A 17,932-nucleotide genomic window follows, 5' to 3' on the forward strand; every position below is an offset into this window, starting at 1 on the left:
ATCATTGGAACAGATAATTACTTTTTTGTCTAGAAAAACATGGTATAGTAGATGGTAGGAGGAAGAAAAATGGGTAAAAAGTTGATTCGTTCATTCATCTTGCTCGTGCTTATTAGCCTATTGGTTAGTCAAGTACAACAGAAATTAAATCAAATACAAATCGATAACAATGAAGCGACAACAATTACTTCGGTTATGCAAGTATTTAATAGTGAAGCTGTACAGCTATCAACTTCTGCAACTCTTATGCAACAGAATGAAATGGAGCTTGACTCTGATGTTCCTCCTGTAAAGCAATTACCATCTCCGCCGCTTCGCTATCATTATGCCAAATCACTTTTACAAACAACCTGGTATGTTACAGATACAAGTCGGATGGTGGATGTCATGAAGTGTCATTCCAATTATCTCTCTCCCTTTCATGTTTAAGAATAACTGTTAGAAAACATGAAAGGGAGAAAAGAACCATGAAGCAAATAGACAAACCGGAATGGAAAGAATCATTAGAATGCTATCTGTTTATCTTTATCATTTTATTATTGTTTTTTGGTACGATTGTAATGAGTGGTCAATTAACTGGCACAGATTGGATTAGTCTTTTTAGTAAGTTTACCTTTGATGTAAATGTTGATGTATTAAAGCAGTTATTTCTGTTGGAGTAAGTGACAAAAAGAGGCTAAAAAACTAAAAGTAAGTTAAAATCGCTAGGTGAACAATTTACACAAGCTCACTCTTACTAAACTTTAAATGGCAACTGCCCTACGTTAATAGGGCGGCTGCCATTTTTATGAGATTGTGTGCATGATTTTTTAATAGAAAAAAGAATAGATTCATTCATATAAGTTATATCATGTTTTTTTATCCATAACCATACGAAAACCTTTCCTACCAGGGTGGACAAATAAAGACTTGGTTGGGCAAAGTTCTTTGATTTTCATGTTAAATCCATATCAGCTTTTGTTCTACTTATTGGTAGAGAATGAAGGAAAAGCCCCACTGAATGAAGCTTCCCTTTATCGCGCACCTCTATAATCAGTTTCTTGAGTTGTTTGTTCGTGCCAAGTCAAACTTGTAAATCATATTACAGTTATTATTTATAATGCTAGTTTTAAAATCTTTACAATATCTTCAGAACTTAATTTTTTCAGGTGGCCAACTGGTTGGGTGTCATCTTTAGTTGCTCGATTAGCCATCTTTATAAAGTGAGTATCATCGATTTCAAATTCAGATAGGCGCGACTTCATGCCCATGTTCGTAAAGAATTCACGTGTTTTTGCAATGCTTAATTGAATAATTTCCTCCTCCGAATAGGTAAAAGGATCAAGATTAAAAACTCGAACTCCATACTTAACAAAAATAGCTGGGTGAAATTGACTTACATATTGCATCCATGCTGGAAAGACAATCGCCATTCCTTCACCGTGAGTAATTCCATACTGTCCGCTAATTTCATGTTCAATTCGATGTGAAGCCCAGTCTGGCTCACGTCCTAGTTCTAAACTATTGTTATGAGCCATCACTGCTGTCCACATAACTTCAGCTCTTAAATTATAATTATCAAGTTGTGCCATTAATTGATTCCCACTAATTAAGAGTGATTTAATTGCACCTTCAAGAAGAAAGTCCGTTAAATTAACGTTCTCAACACGAGTGAAATAGCGCTCCAACAGGTGGGTTAAAATATCGGATACCCCTACGCCTGTATGATACTTGGGCAGTTTTAATGTAAATTCCGGATTGAGTATGGAAAATTTAGGAATAATTAAATTAGTTTCCACTCCTAATTTATGTTCTCCATTAGAGACGATAGTTGCGTTTGACATTTCAGATCCAGAAGAGGCAACAGTAGATATAACGCCAATTGGTAAAGCTTTTTCTACTTGAGCTTTACCAATGAAGAAATCCCATACGTCTTCTTCGTACAGTGCACCAAAGGATACGGCCTTAGCTGTATCAATAACACTACCGCCTCCTACAGCTAAAATAAAATCAATTTGGTTTTCTTTTACAAGAGAAACTAAGTGACGGATTAAGGAGATCTCAGGGTTAGGTACAACTTCTCCATTTTTGAAAATGGTAATTTTCTTTTTATTTAGCTCTTTTTCAATCGTGTCGTATATTCCCAAATCAAAGATATAGTCACCGCTATAGAGTACTAAAACATTTTTTGAATGACTCTCTAAATCGATAAGTTCTCCTACCTGACTTTCTTGCCCTTTACCAAAATAAATATTTGCTGGGTTATAGTAATTAAAATTTAGCATAGTCATCATAAGCTCCTTTAATTTATATGTGATTGTTGGGATACGTATATCATAAAGGAGTCAATCGTTAATATATTAATTGAATTTTACTGTTTTTAAAGAAATCCATCCATTCACCAGATGGTTTTTTATCTGTAATAACTGTTGAAATGTGTGAAAAATCATCAATTAAATGAATGGTTCTAAAATCAAATTTCGTATGATCAACCACTAAATAATTTTGCTGGGATTGTAGCAAGAATTGTTTTCTAACAAGCGATTCATCTTCACTATAATCCGTCGGCCCAATATTTAGGCTAATACCTGAACTACTAATGAATGCTTTATCAATTAAGTATCTCGAAATATTTGCTTGAGCGTTCACCCCAATAAAAGAATGCGATACATTCCTAAAGTTTCCTCCAATAATAATCAGTTTAATGGTTTTATGATCCTTTAAGACGTTGGCTATATCCAAAGAATTTGAAATGACAGTAATTTGTAGTGTAGTCATTTTTAATAGAGTTGCAATCGAAAGTGCTGTAGTTGAACTGTCTAAAGCGATAGAATCCCCATCTTCAATAAACTTTAAGCATTTTTTAGCCATAATTTGTTTTTCTTCTTTAAACATTGTCTCCCTTAGTAGAACAGGGACTTCTTTATCAAATGTATTTGGCAGATAGGCTCCTCCACGTACTCGCTTTAGCTTTTTTTCTTTCTCTAATGTTGCTAAATCTTTACGGATAGTTTCTTCTGTTACATTTAACTTTTTACTCAAATCCGTCACTTTTACGCTACCTGTATTATTAAGTTGTCTTAAAATTTCTTGTAATCTATCATATTTCATCAAAAGAACCTTTCCTTTCGATTTATTAATTGTAACCTTACCACAGAATAAAGAAAAAGTAAACAAAATATATACTTATTCCAAATAATTAACCAATATAAACCAAAATTACAAAAATATTAGTTTTGAACTTCTGTGAAATATATTGACTTTTCGTGTTACCCAATTTATGATTAAATCGTTGGGAACGTATACATGAAGTTTCATAAAACAAATTTATATAGAAAGGAGTATATTTTTGTTAACTTTGGGGATGGACATGTTTTACGAATTATCTAATAAAAAGGAGAACTGTAAATGCAGAAAATCAAAGAAAAAACAAAAACTCCGAATAAAGGTCAGTTTATGGGGCTTGTCCCACTTTTAATCTTTTTAGTTTTGTATATGCTGACAGGGTTAATTTCAGGTAATTTTGAAAATATGCCATTAATGATTGGAATTCTGATTGCCTCAGGAATTGCTTTAATGATGAAAAATAAAGATAACCCACTCAAGTTTGAAGAGCGGATTACGATGTTTTGTAAAGGTGGCGGTGATCACACCTTAATTCTAATGGTTATTATTTTTATTCTAGCTGGAGCATTTCATGGGGTTGCCAGCGGAATGAATGCAGTTGATTCAGTGACAAACCTAGGTTTGAGTGTTTTACCATCGAATTTAATTTTGCCAGGGCTGTTTATTATTGGGTGTATATTAAGCTTTGCTATGGGAACATCAATGGGGACTGTAGCAGCATTGGCGCCATTAGCAATAGATATAGCTGACAAAACTGGAGCAAATATAGCGCTAGTATGTGGAATTGTTGTTGGAGCAGCGATGTTTGGTGATAACTTATCTTTTATTTCAGATACAACTATTGCAGCTACCCGTACGCAAGAAATTTCAATGAAGGATAAATTTAAAGCTAATATTTTAATGGTTCTACCAGCAGTTGTGATTAATTTGGTCTTGTTAACACTCGTACCAATTGATACAGTGGCGATTTCCGGTTCTTATGATTATAGTTTAATAAATATCATCCCATACGTATTGGTTATTGTTCTATCATTAATTGGTATTGAAGTAATTACGGTAATGGTCATGGGGATTTTTTCGGGTATGATTATTGGTTTAGTCCACGGAGATTTTACCATTATTGAATTTATGAAGATCGCTCATGAGGGAATGAAAGGTATGGAAGATATGGCCATAATTGCGATTCTAGTAGGTGGTCTTGTTGCGCTAATGAAGTATTTAGGCGGTATAGATTGGCTTTTACACGCACTTACCAAGAAAACAAAAACTGCTCGTGGTGGAGAGCTATCCATTGCGGCCCTTGTTAGTTTAATGGATATTTCGACTACGAATAACACAATTTCAATTATTGCAGCAGGCCCATTAGCAAAAGATATTTCAGACGAATTTGGTATTTCACGTTCTCGTACAGCAAGTTTATTAGATGTATTCTCCTCTGCATTCAATGGTTTATTACCATATGCAGGCCAATTGCTAGTAATTGGAGGGATGGCAGGGGTCTCACCTGTAAGTATTATGCCGTATAACTGGTATTCTATTTTAATGATTGTTGTCGGTTTAATTTCTATCGCCATCGGTTTTCCAAAAGGTAAGGATACAAAAGTAAGCTAAGGAAGGGAGATTACTCACCATTAGGCCTAAGATTTTAAATGGGAGTTTCTCATATCTATGACGAAAACAATCCTTCGTCTTTATAAGTGTTACTTCGGGAGTTTCTGCTCGGATGCCCGAAGTCTAATATTCTTTCGTACCTTGAATATTTTACGCATGGAAGGTTAACATGTTGTTTTCTCCATGCAACCTTATATATTCAGTTGTTAAAGAGCAACTTATATAAGTAACAGTAACATATGATCGTTTAAATTACACGTCTAAGGAATGTATGTTGACTAAAAACAAAGTTTATCCCCCTCTTTATCGTTGAGTTAAAGTCCTCACGTGATGAAAAAGGGAGACTTCTTATATGTAGTCATGAAATCAGGGAATGTATAATAGGAGGAAAGTACAATGTCTAAATTTACAAACCATTTTTTGATGTCTCCTGAAGATATAAAAGAATACGTAATCGATGAGCTTGGCTTATTTACCAATAACGCAGATCTGAATGTGAGTGAAATTGGAGATGGCAATATCAATTATGTTTTTAAAGTAGTAGATATGAAATCCGGGAAAAGTGTAGTAGTAAAACAAGCAGATGTTTTGCTTCGATCTTCCGGACGCCCACTCGATATTTCACGAAATAAAATTGAAGCAGATATATTGAAAATTCAGTATGATTTAATGCCGGAATTTATTCCTGAAGTCTATGACTATAATGAAACAATGTGTGCATTAACAATGGAAGATATTTCAGCTTATAAGAACTTACGCTTTGAGTTGATGAATGAACATATCTTTCCGAATTTTGCAGAGGATATTAGTACTTTTTTAGCTAACACGCTATTGCCAACAACAGACTTATGTTGGGAACGTCATGAGAAGAAAGAGTTAGTTAAGAATTTCACCAATGTGGATATGTGTGATATTAGTGAGGATCTTGTCTTCACTGAACCATATTATAATTACAAGGATCAAAATGTTATCTTGGATGAAAACATACCATTTGTTGAAGAACATATTTACCGAAACGATGAATTGATTTATCATGTTGCAAACTTGCGTAACAATTTTATGAATAACGCACAAGCATTGATTCATGGTGATCTACACTCTGGATCCATCTTTATTAACCAAAGTGGAACAAAAGTTATTGATCCTGAGTTTGCTTTCTACGGACCAATGGGATACGACATTGGAAATGTCATCGGTAATTTATTTTTCCCATTAGCACGTGCTCATTATTACAATGGAAATGTAAATTTTCGTGAATGGTTACAACATACGATTCGTGATATTTATGATGGGGTGAGTCGCAAACTAGCTGATACTTACGATGAGCGAGTTACATTGCCATTGTATACGAACCATCAATTTAAAAAGGCTTATCTTGATCATGTGATGTCCGATTCATTGGGTTATGCTGGAACAGAAATGATTCGACGTGTAATAGGTGATTCAAAAGTGAAAGAAGTATCAGAAGCACCTCTAGGAAAAGAACGAATTGAAATGGAACGAGCTTTGCTTAAAATGGGTATAGAATTAATAATTCAGCGTGCCGAGATAACAACAGGAACGGAATTAGTTCGTCGTTTCAACATGATAATTAGTTAAAAGTAGTTTAGGAGGAAGAATAGATGCAACGAGCAGACTATGATTTACCTTTTTTATTAACTTATGAAAATGTGGCTTGGTATGATAATGGCAAAGTAAGAATATTAGATCGACGGATATATCCGACTGAGGTTCGTTTTGTCGAGTGTACAACCTATCAAGAAGTCGCGCAAGCAATAACCGACATGGTAACGCAAAGCGCAGGCCCGTATACAGCAGCTGGTATGGGAATGGCTTTAGCGGCTTATCAAACTCGAGGGAAAAAAGAGGCAGAACAAATAGCTTTTCTAGAAAAAGCGGCTCACGCCATTGCTTATGCTCGACCAACGACTGCAAACCGAATGGGAAAAATTACGCAAAGTTGTCTAGAAGTCGGAAGATCGGCACTTGCAAAAGGAGCTAACCCTGTTGAGGCAATCTTCTTATCCACGGTTGAATCTTTAAACCGACGCTACACAATTATGGATAAAGTGGGAAAAAATTTGATTAAATTAATGCCCAATCATGGTCGCATTTTAACACAATGTTTTGGAGAAACCATTATTGGTACTTTTTTACGAGCTGCGAAAGCTGAAAACAAGAATTTGGATATATATTGTGCAGAAACCCGGCCATATCTTCAAGGTGCAAGATTAACGTCTAGCTGTGCAATTGACCTGGGTTTTCCAACCACTGTTATTACCGACAATATGGTAGCTTATGCGATGGAATACAAAAAAATTGATGTGTTTACTTCAGCAGCTGATTCCATTGCAAGAGACGGTCACATTGCCAACAAAATTGGAACGAACCAAATTGCGATAGTAGGCCAGCATTATGAAGTCCCTTATTATGTGACTGGTATTCCTGATGCCGATAAATATTCGAAAGAAGATATTATAATTGAAGAACGTGACCCTAAACAAGTTTTAGAATATCGAGGAATTCCTAATACTTTAGCAGATGTGCAAGCTATTTATCCATCTTTTGACATCACGGGACCATCTCGAATTAGCGGAATTGTGACAGATCGAGGTGTGTACTCCCCTTATGATTTAGATGCTTATTTTTCAGAGGAACAGGCGCGTTTTTATTAAGCCTTTTCCTATATTAATCATATGGAAAGGATGGTTGACACAGGTTGCACTAAATTACAAAGTGTGATCAAGTGTAAAAAAATATATAGAATGAGTGATAATGAATGAAATATGTAGAAGAGCGAAAGCAGATTGTAGAATACGGAAAAAAACTATTAGAAGAAAAACTAACGACAGGAACCGGTGGTAATATCAGTATCTTTATTAGAGAAGATCAAGTGATGTTGATTACACCAAGTGGTATTGCTTACCCAGAAATAACAGAAAAAGATATTGTTCTATTAAATTTAGATGGAGAAATATTGGAGGGTAATCGTAAGCCTTCAAGTGAGTATGACATGCATCGAATTTTTTATCAAAATACGGATCATATTAACTCTGTGGTGCATACTCATTCTGAATATGCTACAGTATTTGCTTGTTTGCATGAAGAAATCTTGCCTCTTCACTATATTATAGGGTCAGTCGGTAACAAAATTCGCTGTTGTGAATATAAAACGTTTGGTACTTATGAGTTAGCTGAAGAAGTATTTAATTGTATTGGAAATGATAAAGGATTACTTTTAGGGAATCATGGTGTTATTGCAGTTGGGGAAGACTTACCCTCTTCCTTTTCAGTGGCAAAAGATATTGAATTTATTGCAAAACTGTACTATCGAGCACGAAATATAGGGAACCCAGTATTATTGTCAGAAGATGACCTTGACAAAGTGATTGATAAATTCGATACGTATGGTCAATTAAGAACATATGGGCAAAAATAGCGTATGCTGTATAAAATGCTATCTCAGCATGCTTAGTAGATTTTAAAGAACGTCAATGGTTGAAAAACCTTGTATACAAAGTAGGTTACAGCCAAACATTTAAATGGAAAGAGAAGACTCCTTGTTGAAAAGTTTTAGCAAGGAGTCTTATTTATGCATTAGAAGAGTATACTATTTTAGGGATGTTATGAAGACACAGTGAAATTTTTAATGTATAGAGTATAAGTCAACTAGAGATCGCCACCAAAGTCTTGTTCCAGATAAATCTTTTATAGGAAATCATTGAATGAATTGCTAGCACCTTTGTACTAGTCTGGAGAAAGTATAAAATTCGGCATTTGTGAGGAATGAAAGTTATACTTCATACAATATTAGTGAAAGTGTGGTTTAAAAAGACCTAGCGCGACAGAAAGGTTCGTGTTTTATACCTGTATATATACAAAAGCGTAGATGTAGTTCAAAGAGGGTTAAATACTTGGCATAGATAGGGGCTGGTGTACTAAAAAATCCCTGGTACGTGAAGTTTTAAGGAAACATAGCATAGTTTGATGGATAATTTTAAGATACGTGATTAGCAGAGAACAAACTATGAGGAAATTCTTTGTGTCATTTTTATTTGGCTTTTTGAATGTCCTGTACAAGTATTGTACAATACTTGTAATTGAAAGAATGATACTTTTTAGTGTTGGTCTAGTTAAAAAGGGGTAAACAGATAAAAAGTATGATTGAAATTTGGAGGAGGTTAATGATGAAGCAACAGCAACTTATTTTACATGAGCGACCAAATGGGTTACCAAATGCAGATACGTTTGCGTTTAAAGAAGTAGAGGTTGGAAGTCCCGGGACAAATCAATTGTTGTTAAAAACACTATACGTTTCCGTGGACCCTTATATGCGGGGAAGAATGGCAGATGGACCTTCGTATATTGAACCATTTCAAGTCGGTCAGCCATTAAACGGTGGTATTGTCTCTCAGGTGGTGGAATCGAATAACGAAAATTTTTCCGTTGGTGATATCGTTACGGGTATGCTGGACTTTCAAGAATATCATGTTGTTGAGGCAAATCAGGTACGGAAAGTAAATACATTTGGCTTACGTCCTAGCGTCGCACTTGGTCCCTTAGGAATGCCAGGATTAACTGCTTATTTTGGCATGATGTATATTGGAAAGCCAAAACAAGATGAAACTGTAGTCGTTTCAGGAGCTGCCGGTGCAGTTGGTCAAGTGGCGGGGCAGCTTGCTAAGAAAGCTGGCGCTCGTGTTGTTGGGATTGTTGGTTCAAAGGAAAAAGCGCATTATATTACAAATACATTAGGTTTTGACCATGCCATTGAATATAAATTAGGTAACGTGCACCAACAATTGAAGGAAGCATGTCCAAACGGAATTGATGTTTATTATGAAAATGTGGGTGGAGAAATTTCAGATGCCGTATGGCCATTATTGAATACATTCGCGCGTGTGCCTGTATGTGGAGCTATTTCTTCCTATAATTTAGAAGAGGGAGAATATGACGTTGGGTTACGAGTTCAGCAATACTTGATTAAATCAAGAGCAAAGATGCAAGGTTTTATAGTGAGTGACTACGCGGACAACTTTAAAGAAGCGTATGAAGAATTAGGGAAAGCAATTGCCAGCGGTGATTTGAAGTTTGAAGAGACGATTCGGGAAGGATTTAGCTCAATTCCAGATGCATTTATTGGTCTGTTTACAGGTGAGAACATTGGAAAACAGCTTGTTAAAGTAGCGGAACAGGAGGAAACTGTGTAGAGGCAGAGAGGCTAATGAATCAAGTGATTTTTTGTGATTGTTACGCTTTTCCTGTTTGTCCTAGCTATCGTCATTATGGTTAGCTATAATAGTGTTGAGGTTAATGAGACAATTAACAAATTAGGAACCATTGTCATTTCATATCCTGTATTATTATTTTCATTTTGAGGGTGGATGCGTTTTATAGCCTGTTATTTGATATGCACCGTGAAAAACAATTATTTATTAGAGCTATATCGATTCTGTTTATTTTAATAGTAATTATTTTGTTTATTTAAGGCAATATTTTGAGAGCGTAAACATTTTTCATAGTTTACGCTCTCATTATTTTTGGCAGAAAACTTTGTGTTCGTAGAGAAAACATTCTAGCTTTTGTAATTCGACTAAACAAGTTACAATAACCTTGAAAGGAGTAATATACAAATGCAAATGAATTATGACTTACCAGAGAACATGAAAGAACAATTGCAGCATTATAAGCGAAATGTTGATACTTATCCCGAGTTAATCCGCCCGGGCGGCTATTTACCGCCAAATCAGGAGGTTTTAATAGATGCGATTACAGCCCTTAGTATGGGGAAAAATATACTGTTAAAGGGTCCTACTGGAGCTGGAAAAACAAAGTTTGCTGAAACCCTTTCTGCCCTGTTCCAACAGCCAATGTTTAGTGTCAACTCGTCTGTTGATATAGATGCAGAAAGTTTACTCGGTTTTAAAACACTTAGCTATGAAGATGGAAAGCAAGTGATTGAATTTATTCCTGGCCCCGTTATTAATGCAATGCAACATGGAACTTTCTTATATATTGATGAAATTAATATGGCAAAACCGGAAACATTGCCAATCATAAATGGAGTGCTTGATTATAGGCGCTCGATTACGAATCCCTTTACGAATGAGATTGTTACGGCAAATCAAGGGTTTAATGTGATTGCCGCGATTAATGAGGGTTATGTAGGAACAGTCCCTTTGAATGAAGCATTAAAAAACCGTTTTATCGTCATTGAAATTCCTTATATCCAAGGTGAACAGCTAAAGCAGCTGATCAAGAGTAATACAAAGTTAACGGATAAGACGATGATTGATCTATTTGTAAAATTATCTAATGATTTAATTCAGGCGGTGGCCCAAGGAAAGCTTGCAGAGGATGCGGCGTCGATTCGTGCTTTGTTGGATGCTTGCGATTTAAGTGCAGCCATCCCTGCAAGGCGTGCCATTCAACGAGCGATTGCGGATAAACTGGATGAAGATCGTGAGCGAGCGTTCATTATGAACTTGGCAGAAACACTATTTTAGTTAGGAGTATAGCGAATGTACCGATTCCACCATTCCACTGTTGATACGAATGTATTACGTCAATTACAGGACTTAGCTACGGTGTTATCCAGGATTCCCCGGCTTACTCTTGCGTATAGTTTTGGTTCGTCTATAGATTTAGTAGAAAGACAAGTGACAGCAAGTAAAGCATGGGATACGGTAAAGCCGGAATACCAAGAGGCCGGCTTAAAGACGGACGTTTATTTGCGAACAATTGGTTCCCTTTATTATACAGATGTAAAAGCAATGCAGGACTTTGTAGAAGTGTTACAGGAGTCTTCTTTAATCAAATTTGCCGGACAGTTATTCACCTTATTTGAAGACATACGGCTGGAGGAGATCATTAAACAGGAACGTCCCGGAACGAAAGAAGTATTTGCTAAAAGAAAAAGTTATTATCAGCATAAGTTTTCCAACGAGCGAATGGCTCATGTGACACGAGGCCTTCCGTTAGATGAGTTATTTTGCCTTATTTATTTAAATTTACAATCTGACCGCCCAGAGCCGGACTTTCCAAGAGCTGTTTCCACACAGCTTGAACAATTAAAACAAATCCGACCGTTCATTTATGAAGTATTTGAAGCAAAAAGCACGTACGATATTACCAGAATTTCATTGGCTATTGTTCATCAATTAGCAACTAATTATACCGACATGATTCATGATTATTTTGTGCTACCAATTCAACATGTCGAGATGTTTACGAGAAATACATTATTTGATGAACTGACTCGAACGGATGAATTAGCAAATGATGACAAAGAACGATTAGATGAAGATAAAAATGAATATATTGATGAAACGTTTTCGACATGGCATCGGGAAAATGAAAATAGTGATCGTAAGCAAACCTTTTTGCAGTTTGAATTAGAGGTTGGAACAAAAACAAATATGAAAGGAAAAGGAGCCAGGGAAACCGAAGATGGTGATCAAGCAATGGGAACCATTCAAGGCGCATCAGGACAAACAAAAAACAAAGATTATTCGGATTTGGAAGCATTGGATAAACAGGAAAATAAAAAAGGACAGCGGAGAGAGAATGTGTATGGAGAAGAAAACAGAGATGCGGTTAAATTAATAAAGCCGTCTGTACCCCCAACAGAAAAAGATATAGCTTTGTATGATGAGTATAAGAAAGATATTGAGCCATATAAGCGAAAGCTGGAAGCCATATTGAAAAAGACGATTGAGCATAAGCAAAATGCACCAAGAAAAGATGTTATGGCAGGCCGTTTATCGAGAAAGCTTTTGCCGGTTATCTTAGATGAAAAACCGCGGATTTTTTATAAAAAAAACCAAACGTCTAAAGAATTGGATGCAGTATTTACCCTGCTTGTTGACTGTTCTGCATCCATGCAGGGGAAAATGGAGGAAACAAAACGCGGGATCGTACTATTTCATGAAGTGTTAAAAGCTTTTCATATTCCTCACGCTATTGTTGGCTTTTGGGAAGACGCGATGGAAGTAAAAGAGTATTACCAACCAAACTATTTTCATGTGATTCATTCCTTTTCGGATTCATTCTATGAGCAACATGGACCGAAAATTATGCAACTTGAACCCCAAGAGGATAATCGGGATGGCTTTAGTATTCGTGTAGCCACGGAGGAGCTTGCTATAAGACGAGAAAAGTATAAATTTTTACTTGTATTTTCCGATGGAGAGCCGGCTGCTGCTAATTATAATCAAAATGGAATTATTGATACAAATTTAGCCGTAATCGAAGCGCGTAAACAAGGCATTGAGGTGATCGGAATATTCCTTACAAATGGAGAGGTAGACGAGACAGAGGAGCAATTTATGAGAAATATCTATGGCAGGGAAAGGGTACTTGTACCGAATATTGCAGAATTACCAGAGCATTTTTCGCCACTCATGAAGAAGTTATTACTAAAAGTACTTTAACGATGTAGGAAAATAAAGCGTACGGATAGCTATAAATGTTTTCAAAAAAAATGAGCGTCAAGCAATTAAAAGACTCCTTTTGTGTAAAGGGAAACTTTCTCTCTTTGCCTCTTCTGTCATTCTTTTTTAAGAGATGTTCATAAATCCTGGGAACGAAAATGGACGTAGCGAATTTTGTCATGCGTGAAGATCATATACAATTTTTTATGAAAGCTAATTTGATGTAGTAGAAATTTTTAATTAGCGTCTTCATTTCTAGTGCTTACCTTTCTACATGTAATTCGCAGTAAGACCTTCCTTCCGTGCTACAAGGTGAATAGTGGAGGATCCAACTGCTAGTCAAATGCTTCATTCTGTTCATTTTAATAATCAGTGGGGGATAAAAAGAAAACCCCACTGAGTAAAGATTCACTTTATCAGTATATTATCAGAACAAACAAATGGAAATAATAGTATGTTTTTTTGCACTATAGAAAAGTATAAAACTTTACTAAAAAAAACGATAGCTTTTGCCAGAAAACTTGGCTTGTCGCCAAGTTTTTCTAAAAAATAATTCGCTAAAAGGTAACTAATCAAATTTCAGATCATCATTTCATTGAAGAATCTTATTGTCGATATACTTACTATATGAAAAGATTAGCAGAAATTGACAAAAATAATAGCTTTTTATCTTTTTCTGCGTTAAAATTGAAGAAATATTGCAAATTATAATCGCTGATATATAGAAAAGGGCTGTGACCAATGATTTATCATAACAACTTATTTAAGTTTCTTCTTTCCATGGACGATCATTTATTTCGCATTAAGCAGGCAGAGAAAATCCGCCATATTTGGAAGGTAAATGGTATTCTATTGGTATGTGCCATTCTAATATATGGCTGGATGGCTTATCTAGGTATGGGGACGGCTATTCTATCACCTCATATCGCAAATCTAAGTCCGCTAGAATACGAGCAACAGAAGTTTTGGTTTATGATTGGTAGAATGGTATACGCCACTTTGTTTGTAGGATTTGTCTTGTTTGTCCCATCACTTTTTTATTACGCACTTTTAGGTATCTCCTTGCAAAAATTAATCGTGATGCAACAAGTAGTTTTACTTGTAATGTTAACAGAACGCCTGATCTGGATTCCATTAGCTGTTTTTAATGGGTTAGATTGGTATGTATCCCCGCTTTCGTTTGGAATTATTGCTTCCTATCTGACGGAGCATGTTTATTTTATTTACTTTTTTGGAATGATCTCGCTTTTTCAAATTTGGATTATATATTTTCAAGTTAAGTACTTGCGTTTTCTATCGGATATAAGGCACCAATGGTTATGGTTCATCGTCATTGGCTGGCATCTGTTTTTTTGGGCGATTGCGGCTGTATTCGTATTTGCTGATCAATACTTACTAAGTAGGTGGTTTGGTTAATGCAAAAATATAAAAAACGATTACTTCAACTAGGTGTGATCTTATTTATTTTTATGAATTTTATATTGGTTTATGTCGATAATGAAGGAAGGGTAGATCGTCTAGCTTCTATATCTGACTGGACTCAAACTTTTGAAGCAAACTTAGAAGAGAAGCTATATACAAAAGGTGTGCTGGAAGCCAAGGAGGAGCACAATATCTACTTTGATAAAAATGTTGGAAGCTTTAAATCATTTATGGTAGAGGAAGGCAGTCGTGTAAAACGCGGCGATCCGCTATTTTCCTATCAGGTAGTTCAGTATCATCAAACAGAGGCAGAATTATTAGAGAAAACGAATCAATTAGAGGCGGAAGTTGCTGCAATCGAGCAATCGATTAGGAAAATGACAGATTTTCAAATACCAAAGACGAATACAAACAGAGAGTCAAGTTTTGCAATTACCGAGGATGAGCTAAAGCTTGAGTTTCCTCAAGGCTCCATTCAGGCAAATTTATTAAAAGAGCAGTTTTTATTAGAGAAAGAGCAAGAATTAGCTGAAAAAAATGCAACTTTAGCTCATGTCAAACGCCAATTAAATGAACTTCAATCTAGTGAGGACACGATAACGGTTGAGAGTTCTTATGCAGGAGTTGTAACTCATGTATCAAAGCAATTAGAGGACCCAATTGTAACGATTGCCAGTAATGATTTACACGTGAAGGGGGAACTTTCTGAAAAAGAGCGTCCGATTGTAAAAAGCGATCTTCCAGTGGAAGTACAGGTAGTAGAAACAAAAATGAACTTGAAAGGAACAGTTTCCAACGTCAGTGATATAACGAAAGAGACGGCTGCTGTCCAGAGAAAAAGTACATATCCGTTTATGGTTGATTTGCAGAAAGGAAACGAAGGTACTGGTACAGAAGAAACGCCAACAGATCAAGCTCATTTAGTAAACGAAGCTCAAAAAAAGCTAACCGATAGCAATGAAGAAAACGAAACTAGCAAGCGACAAAAACCACAAGAACAGGCACAAGCTGTCGAGCAATTATTACCTGGTTATCATGTTAATCTAGCAATTACGACAAAGGCTTCACAACGAGCTACAACCTTACCTGATCAAGCTGTTCATCACCGCGTGGTATGGAAAATGACAGATAAAGGCAGGCTCATAAAACAAAAAGTGAAAACGGGAATTGTCGAGGACGATAGGGTTGAGCTAACCTCTGGTATACTTACTGGAGAAATAGTCGCTACAGAACCAGAAAGTCAGTTGCGACATAATGCTAAATTTATTACACCGTTGAGTTGGGATAATGGCTTTAAGCATACGATTTCACCAAGAGGATTTAGTTGGTATAAATTTTTAATTACAGGTATCGTTGCTAGGTGAATAAGAAAAGTGTGAGGGTATCGGGGGATCTTCAAGGGCAAGGAAAGCTAATAAAACGGTTATCGCACGCAGAAAAAGTGTTTTTTTGAAAGCCGCTTGAGATTTTTTATTCTATGTTCTACTTCCATCATAGGGGATGGAGCAAAAGCCCTATGAAATGAAGTTTTCTTTATATCGTTAGAATAAATGTCTCCAGTTTAGTATGTTTTATTAAAAAAGTGCTTTTACAATGAAAAACCAAGTAAGGTAGTCGGCTGGACCGGGTTTAAAAAGAGGATAAGTGATAAATGATCATCAAGCTTTTTTGTTTGGTTATTATGGTATCAAACATTAATAATTTCACCGCTTAAAAAATTATCCCGATAGGAAAAACCAGTGAAGTAAAATAATAATACCACCAAGACTGCCATAAGTTGCAGAATAGTTGCCGAAATTGCTAATATAGAAGGAGAATCCAAGAGAGATAAGCTGCCATAATACTTGCAGTAATTGCTTTAGGAAAAATATGGTTAAAGGAAAGCTGTTTATTTAGCGCAAATCGGTATAAAATAAGAAGGAATCCAGTCAATATAATGAAGCTGATAAGCCATCTTAATGCTTGAAAGAACAAGTCTAAGCTCGTGTAAAGTCAAAAAAAGCATCTAAAAAAGCGAAAATGAATTACCAAATACCAGAACAATATTCGCAATCATAAAAGTAATGATCATGTGAAGGGTTAGACCTAGAGCGACAAGGCGAACAAGTATGAAATGCCTTCTACTTCAAAGCTGGTTTGATAGCAGAAGATAGATAATAAAGAATGTTACTTTTTTGTACGTAGTGTAGATGGTGAATTAGTGTTGCAATTTGCAGGTAGGGCTCTTCGTTTGGATTATGCAAACGTTACTTAGTCTTAGTTACATAAGGGCAGGGAACACGTATAACGTTTCATTCCACTTGGCGAGTGGTATAATGCAAAATAGAGAAAGGGGGATGTCCCAAAGTGGAAGATATTTTATATTTGACGCTATTAATCGTTGCAATTGCATTTGCCATAACGGTTATTTATATTGCGGTTGTGCTCTTCCGTGTAGCGAAGTTGCTAAAAACAATGGGGGGTACATTAGGACGAGTTGACGCAGAAATGAAACAAGTACTTCCTGATTTAAAAAATACACTTCATGAAGCCCATGTTGCAGTTAGTGATGTAGAAGAAAAGTTAAAATCAACCGATCCATTATTTGCAACAGTAGAGAACTTTGGTAACTCTGTGAACAATATCAATCAAGCCTTACAAAAGGCGGATTCTACATTAACTAGCAGTGAGTTTGAGAAGCAAACGAAGCCATATATTGAAGGAATTCGTTGGACAGAAACAGCTTTTTATTTATATAACAAGTGGAAGAAAAAAGAACAGGATATAGAAGTATCCAACGTATCGATGAAACATACTGGGAAAGAGGGATAACATGTTAGAGGTAGGAGTATTACTAATTGGAGTAGCCTTCTTAGTCATTGCTATCTTTGTTAGTCATGTATTAAATAATTTAGCTGGCGTACTACGTGGGGTGGAGAAAACAATCGAGAAATTACCTGATCAAATGGACTCGATGGTGAAGGAAACAAGTGGATTAATTCGTGAAAGCAATAATACTTTAGCAGATATTAATGATAAAATGAAACAATTGAGTCCGTTATTTTATGTGATGAACGATGTAGGGAATGTAACACAAAAATTTTCTTCCTCGTTAGTTCATGTAACAGAGACACTAAAAAACAAAGCAGAAACAGCAAAAGATGAACTAGGTAAAAATAAAGGCGGCCTATATGGCTCATTTGCTATGGGCTATTATTGGTTGAAAAAACGCCTGCAGCAAAAAAAGCAACCGCATGAAGGAACAACGAACCATACTGAGGAAAAGTAGGTATCCTTATTAGACCAAATTCCATTAGCTTAGATAAGAGCGGTGACTAGAGAAGGATTATATAGCGCTGGTTAGCCGGTTGTTAGAAGTGAAG

The 17,932-nt window shown here is 35.9% G+C and carries 16 protein-coding genes; 13 read left to right on the forward strand and 3 right to left on the reverse strand.

Annotation, left to right across the window (positions count from 1 at the left end; translation table 11 throughout):
- Nucleotides 1-69 precede the first annotated feature (69 nt).
- Together JNUCC74_RS01235 and JNUCC74_RS01240 are read left to right on the forward strand one after the other, a co-directional pair.
- Nucleotides 70-429: a hypothetical protein gene (locus JNUCC74_RS01235; RefSeq protein WP_454066605.1), complete on the forward strand. Its 360-nt coding sequence runs from the start codon at nucleotides 70-72 to the stop codon at nucleotides 427-429.
- A 38-nt stretch (nucleotides 430-467) separates the two neighbouring features.
- On the forward strand, nucleotides 468-662 hold the full coding sequence (locus JNUCC74_RS01240) for a hypothetical protein (protein WP_454066606.1): 195 nt from the start codon (nucleotides 468-470) through the stop codon (nucleotides 660-662).
- Nucleotides 663-1,094: 432 nt separating this feature from the next.
- On the opposite strand, the gene JNUCC74_RS01245 is transcribed toward JNUCC74_RS01240, so the two are convergent.
- The gene (locus tag JNUCC74_RS01245; RefSeq protein ID WP_454066607.1) at nucleotides 1,095-2,270 is read right to left on the reverse strand and encodes an iron-containing alcohol dehydrogenase; all 1,176 of its coding nucleotides are present in this window, start codon (nucleotides 2,268-2,270) and stop codon (nucleotides 1,095-1,097) included.
- Between the two features lie 61 nt (nucleotides 2,271-2,331).
- Nucleotides 2,332-3,090 (reverse strand): DeoR/GlpR family DNA-binding transcription regulator, encoded by a 759-nt coding sequence (locus tag JNUCC74_RS01250; RefSeq protein ID WP_454066608.1) that lies wholly within the window; start codon nucleotides 3,088-3,090, stop codon nucleotides 2,332-2,334.
- Between the two features lie 297 nt (nucleotides 3,091-3,387).
- Between JNUCC74_RS01250 and JNUCC74_RS01255 the strand changes: the two genes are divergently transcribed.
- The 9 genes from JNUCC74_RS01255 (at nucleotide 3,388) to JNUCC74_RS01295 (ending at nucleotide 15,934) form a co-directional block, all read left to right on the forward strand.
- Nucleotides 3,388-4,716, forward strand: coding sequence for a Na+/H+ antiporter NhaC family protein (locus JNUCC74_RS01255; RefSeq protein WP_454066609.1), 1,329 nt, complete (start codon nucleotides 3,388-3,390; stop codon nucleotides 4,714-4,716).
- A 396-nt stretch (nucleotides 4,717-5,112) separates the two neighbouring features.
- Nucleotides 5,113-6,315, forward strand: a complete 1,203-nt coding sequence (gene mtnK, locus JNUCC74_RS01260) for an S-methyl-5-thioribose kinase (RefSeq protein ID WP_454066610.1) — start codon at nucleotides 5,113-5,115, stop codon at nucleotides 6,313-6,315.
- Nucleotides 6,316-6,338: 23 nt separating this feature from the next.
- On the forward strand, nucleotides 6,339-7,391 hold the full coding sequence (locus JNUCC74_RS01265; RefSeq protein WP_454066611.1) for a s-methyl-5-thioribose-1-phosphate isomerase: 1,053 nt from the start codon (nucleotides 6,339-6,341) through the stop codon (nucleotides 7,389-7,391).
- A 104-nt stretch (nucleotides 7,392-7,495) separates the two neighbouring features.
- The gene (locus JNUCC74_RS01270) at nucleotides 7,496-8,155 is read left to right on the forward strand and encodes an L-fuculose-phosphate aldolase (protein WP_077319057.1); all 660 of its coding nucleotides are present in this window, start codon (nucleotides 7,496-7,498) and stop codon (nucleotides 8,153-8,155) included.
- Between the two features lie 748 nt (nucleotides 8,156-8,903).
- On the forward strand, nucleotides 8,904-9,926 hold the full coding sequence (locus JNUCC74_RS01275) for an NADP-dependent oxidoreductase (protein WP_454066612.1): 1,023 nt from the start codon (nucleotides 8,904-8,906) through the stop codon (nucleotides 9,924-9,926).
- A 423-nt stretch (nucleotides 9,927-10,349) separates the two neighbouring features.
- Complete coding sequence (locus JNUCC74_RS01280; RefSeq protein ID WP_454066613.1) at nucleotides 10,350-11,222, forward strand: AAA family ATPase; 873 nt, start codon at nucleotides 10,350-10,352, stop codon at nucleotides 11,220-11,222.
- 15 nt (nucleotides 11,223-11,237) lie between these two features.
- Nucleotides 11,238-13,148: a vWA domain-containing protein gene (locus JNUCC74_RS01285; RefSeq protein ID WP_454066614.1), complete on the forward strand. Its 1,911-nt coding sequence runs from the start codon at nucleotides 11,238-11,240 to the stop codon at nucleotides 13,146-13,148.
- A gap of 741 nt (nucleotides 13,149-13,889) precedes the next feature.
- The gene (locus tag JNUCC74_RS01290; protein WP_454066615.1) at nucleotides 13,890-14,564 is read left to right on the forward strand and encodes a hypothetical protein; all 675 of its coding nucleotides are present in this window, start codon (nucleotides 13,890-13,892) and stop codon (nucleotides 14,562-14,564) included.
- Entirely contained in the window at nucleotides 14,564-15,934 is a 1,371-nt protein-coding gene (locus JNUCC74_RS01295) for an efflux RND transporter periplasmic adaptor subunit (RefSeq protein WP_454066616.1), read from the forward strand. The genes JNUCC74_RS01290 and JNUCC74_RS01295 overlap by 1 nt, the downstream gene beginning before the upstream one ends.
- Before the next feature lie 354 nt (nucleotides 15,935-16,288).
- On the opposite strand, the gene JNUCC74_RS01300 is transcribed toward JNUCC74_RS01295, so the two are convergent.
- Entirely contained in the window at nucleotides 16,289-16,462 is a 174-nt protein-coding gene (locus JNUCC74_RS01300) for a YhjD/YihY/BrkB family envelope integrity protein (protein WP_454067805.1), read from the reverse strand.
- A 454-nt stretch (nucleotides 16,463-16,916) separates the two neighbouring features.
- Between JNUCC74_RS01300 and JNUCC74_RS01305 the strand changes: the two genes are divergently transcribed.
- Together JNUCC74_RS01305 and JNUCC74_RS01310 are read left to right on the forward strand one after the other, a co-directional pair.
- Nucleotides 16,917-17,381 carry a DUF948 domain-containing protein gene (locus JNUCC74_RS01305; protein WP_454066617.1) on the forward strand — a complete coding sequence of 155 codons (465 nt, stop codon included), beginning with the start codon at nucleotides 16,917-16,919 and terminating at the stop codon, nucleotides 17,379-17,381.
- A gap of 1 nt (nucleotide 17,382) precedes the next feature.
- A complete protein-coding gene (locus tag JNUCC74_RS01310) occupies nucleotides 17,383-17,838 on the forward strand; it encodes a DUF948 domain-containing protein (protein ID WP_077319064.1) in 456 nt (151 codons plus the stop codon).
- Nucleotides 17,839-17,932: the final 94 nt, after the last annotated feature.

Source organism: Cerasibacillus sp. JNUCC 74, assembly GCF_053667775.1.

Excerpts from the sequence above, each read along its gene's own strand:
- JNUCC74_RS01235 (WP_454066605.1), top strand. The coding sequence starts at position 70 with ATGGGTAAAAAGTTGATTCGTTCATTCATCTTGCTCGTGCTTATTAGC.
- JNUCC74_RS01240 (WP_454066606.1), top strand. The coding sequence starts at position 468 with ATGAAGCAAATAGACAAACCGGAATGGAAAGAATCATTAGAATGCTAT.
- JNUCC74_RS01245 (WP_454066607.1), bottom strand. The coding sequence starts at position 2,270 with ATGACTATGCTAAATTTTAATTACTATAACCCAGCAAATATTTATTTT.
- JNUCC74_RS01250 (WP_454066608.1), bottom strand. The coding sequence starts at position 3,090 with ATGAAATATGATAGATTACAAGAAATTTTAAGACAACTTAATAATACA.
- JNUCC74_RS01255 (WP_454066609.1), top strand. The coding sequence starts at position 3,388 with ATGCAGAAAATCAAAGAAAAAACAAAAACTCCGAATAAAGGTCAGTTT.
- mtnK (WP_454066610.1), top strand. The coding sequence starts at position 5,113 with ATGTCTAAATTTACAAACCATTTTTTGATGTCTCCTGAAGATATAAAA.
- JNUCC74_RS01265 (WP_454066611.1), top strand. The coding sequence starts at position 6,339 with ATGCAACGAGCAGACTATGATTTACCTTTTTTATTAACTTATGAAAAT.
- JNUCC74_RS01270 (WP_077319057.1), top strand. The coding sequence starts at position 7,496 with ATGAAATATGTAGAAGAGCGAAAGCAGATTGTAGAATACGGAAAAAAA.
- JNUCC74_RS01275 (WP_454066612.1), top strand. The coding sequence starts at position 8,904 with ATGAAGCAACAGCAACTTATTTTACATGAGCGACCAAATGGGTTACCA.
- JNUCC74_RS01280 (WP_454066613.1), top strand. The coding sequence starts at position 10,350 with ATGCAAATGAATTATGACTTACCAGAGAACATGAAAGAACAATTGCAG.
- JNUCC74_RS01285 (WP_454066614.1), top strand. The coding sequence starts at position 11,238 with ATGTACCGATTCCACCATTCCACTGTTGATACGAATGTATTACGTCAA.
- JNUCC74_RS01290 (WP_454066615.1), top strand. The coding sequence starts at position 13,890 with ATGATTTATCATAACAACTTATTTAAGTTTCTTCTTTCCATGGACGAT.
- JNUCC74_RS01295 (WP_454066616.1), top strand. The coding sequence starts at position 14,564 with ATGCAAAAATATAAAAAACGATTACTTCAACTAGGTGTGATCTTATTT.
- JNUCC74_RS01310 (WP_077319064.1), top strand. The coding sequence starts at position 17,383 with ATGTTAGAGGTAGGAGTATTACTAATTGGAGTAGCCTTCTTAGTCATT.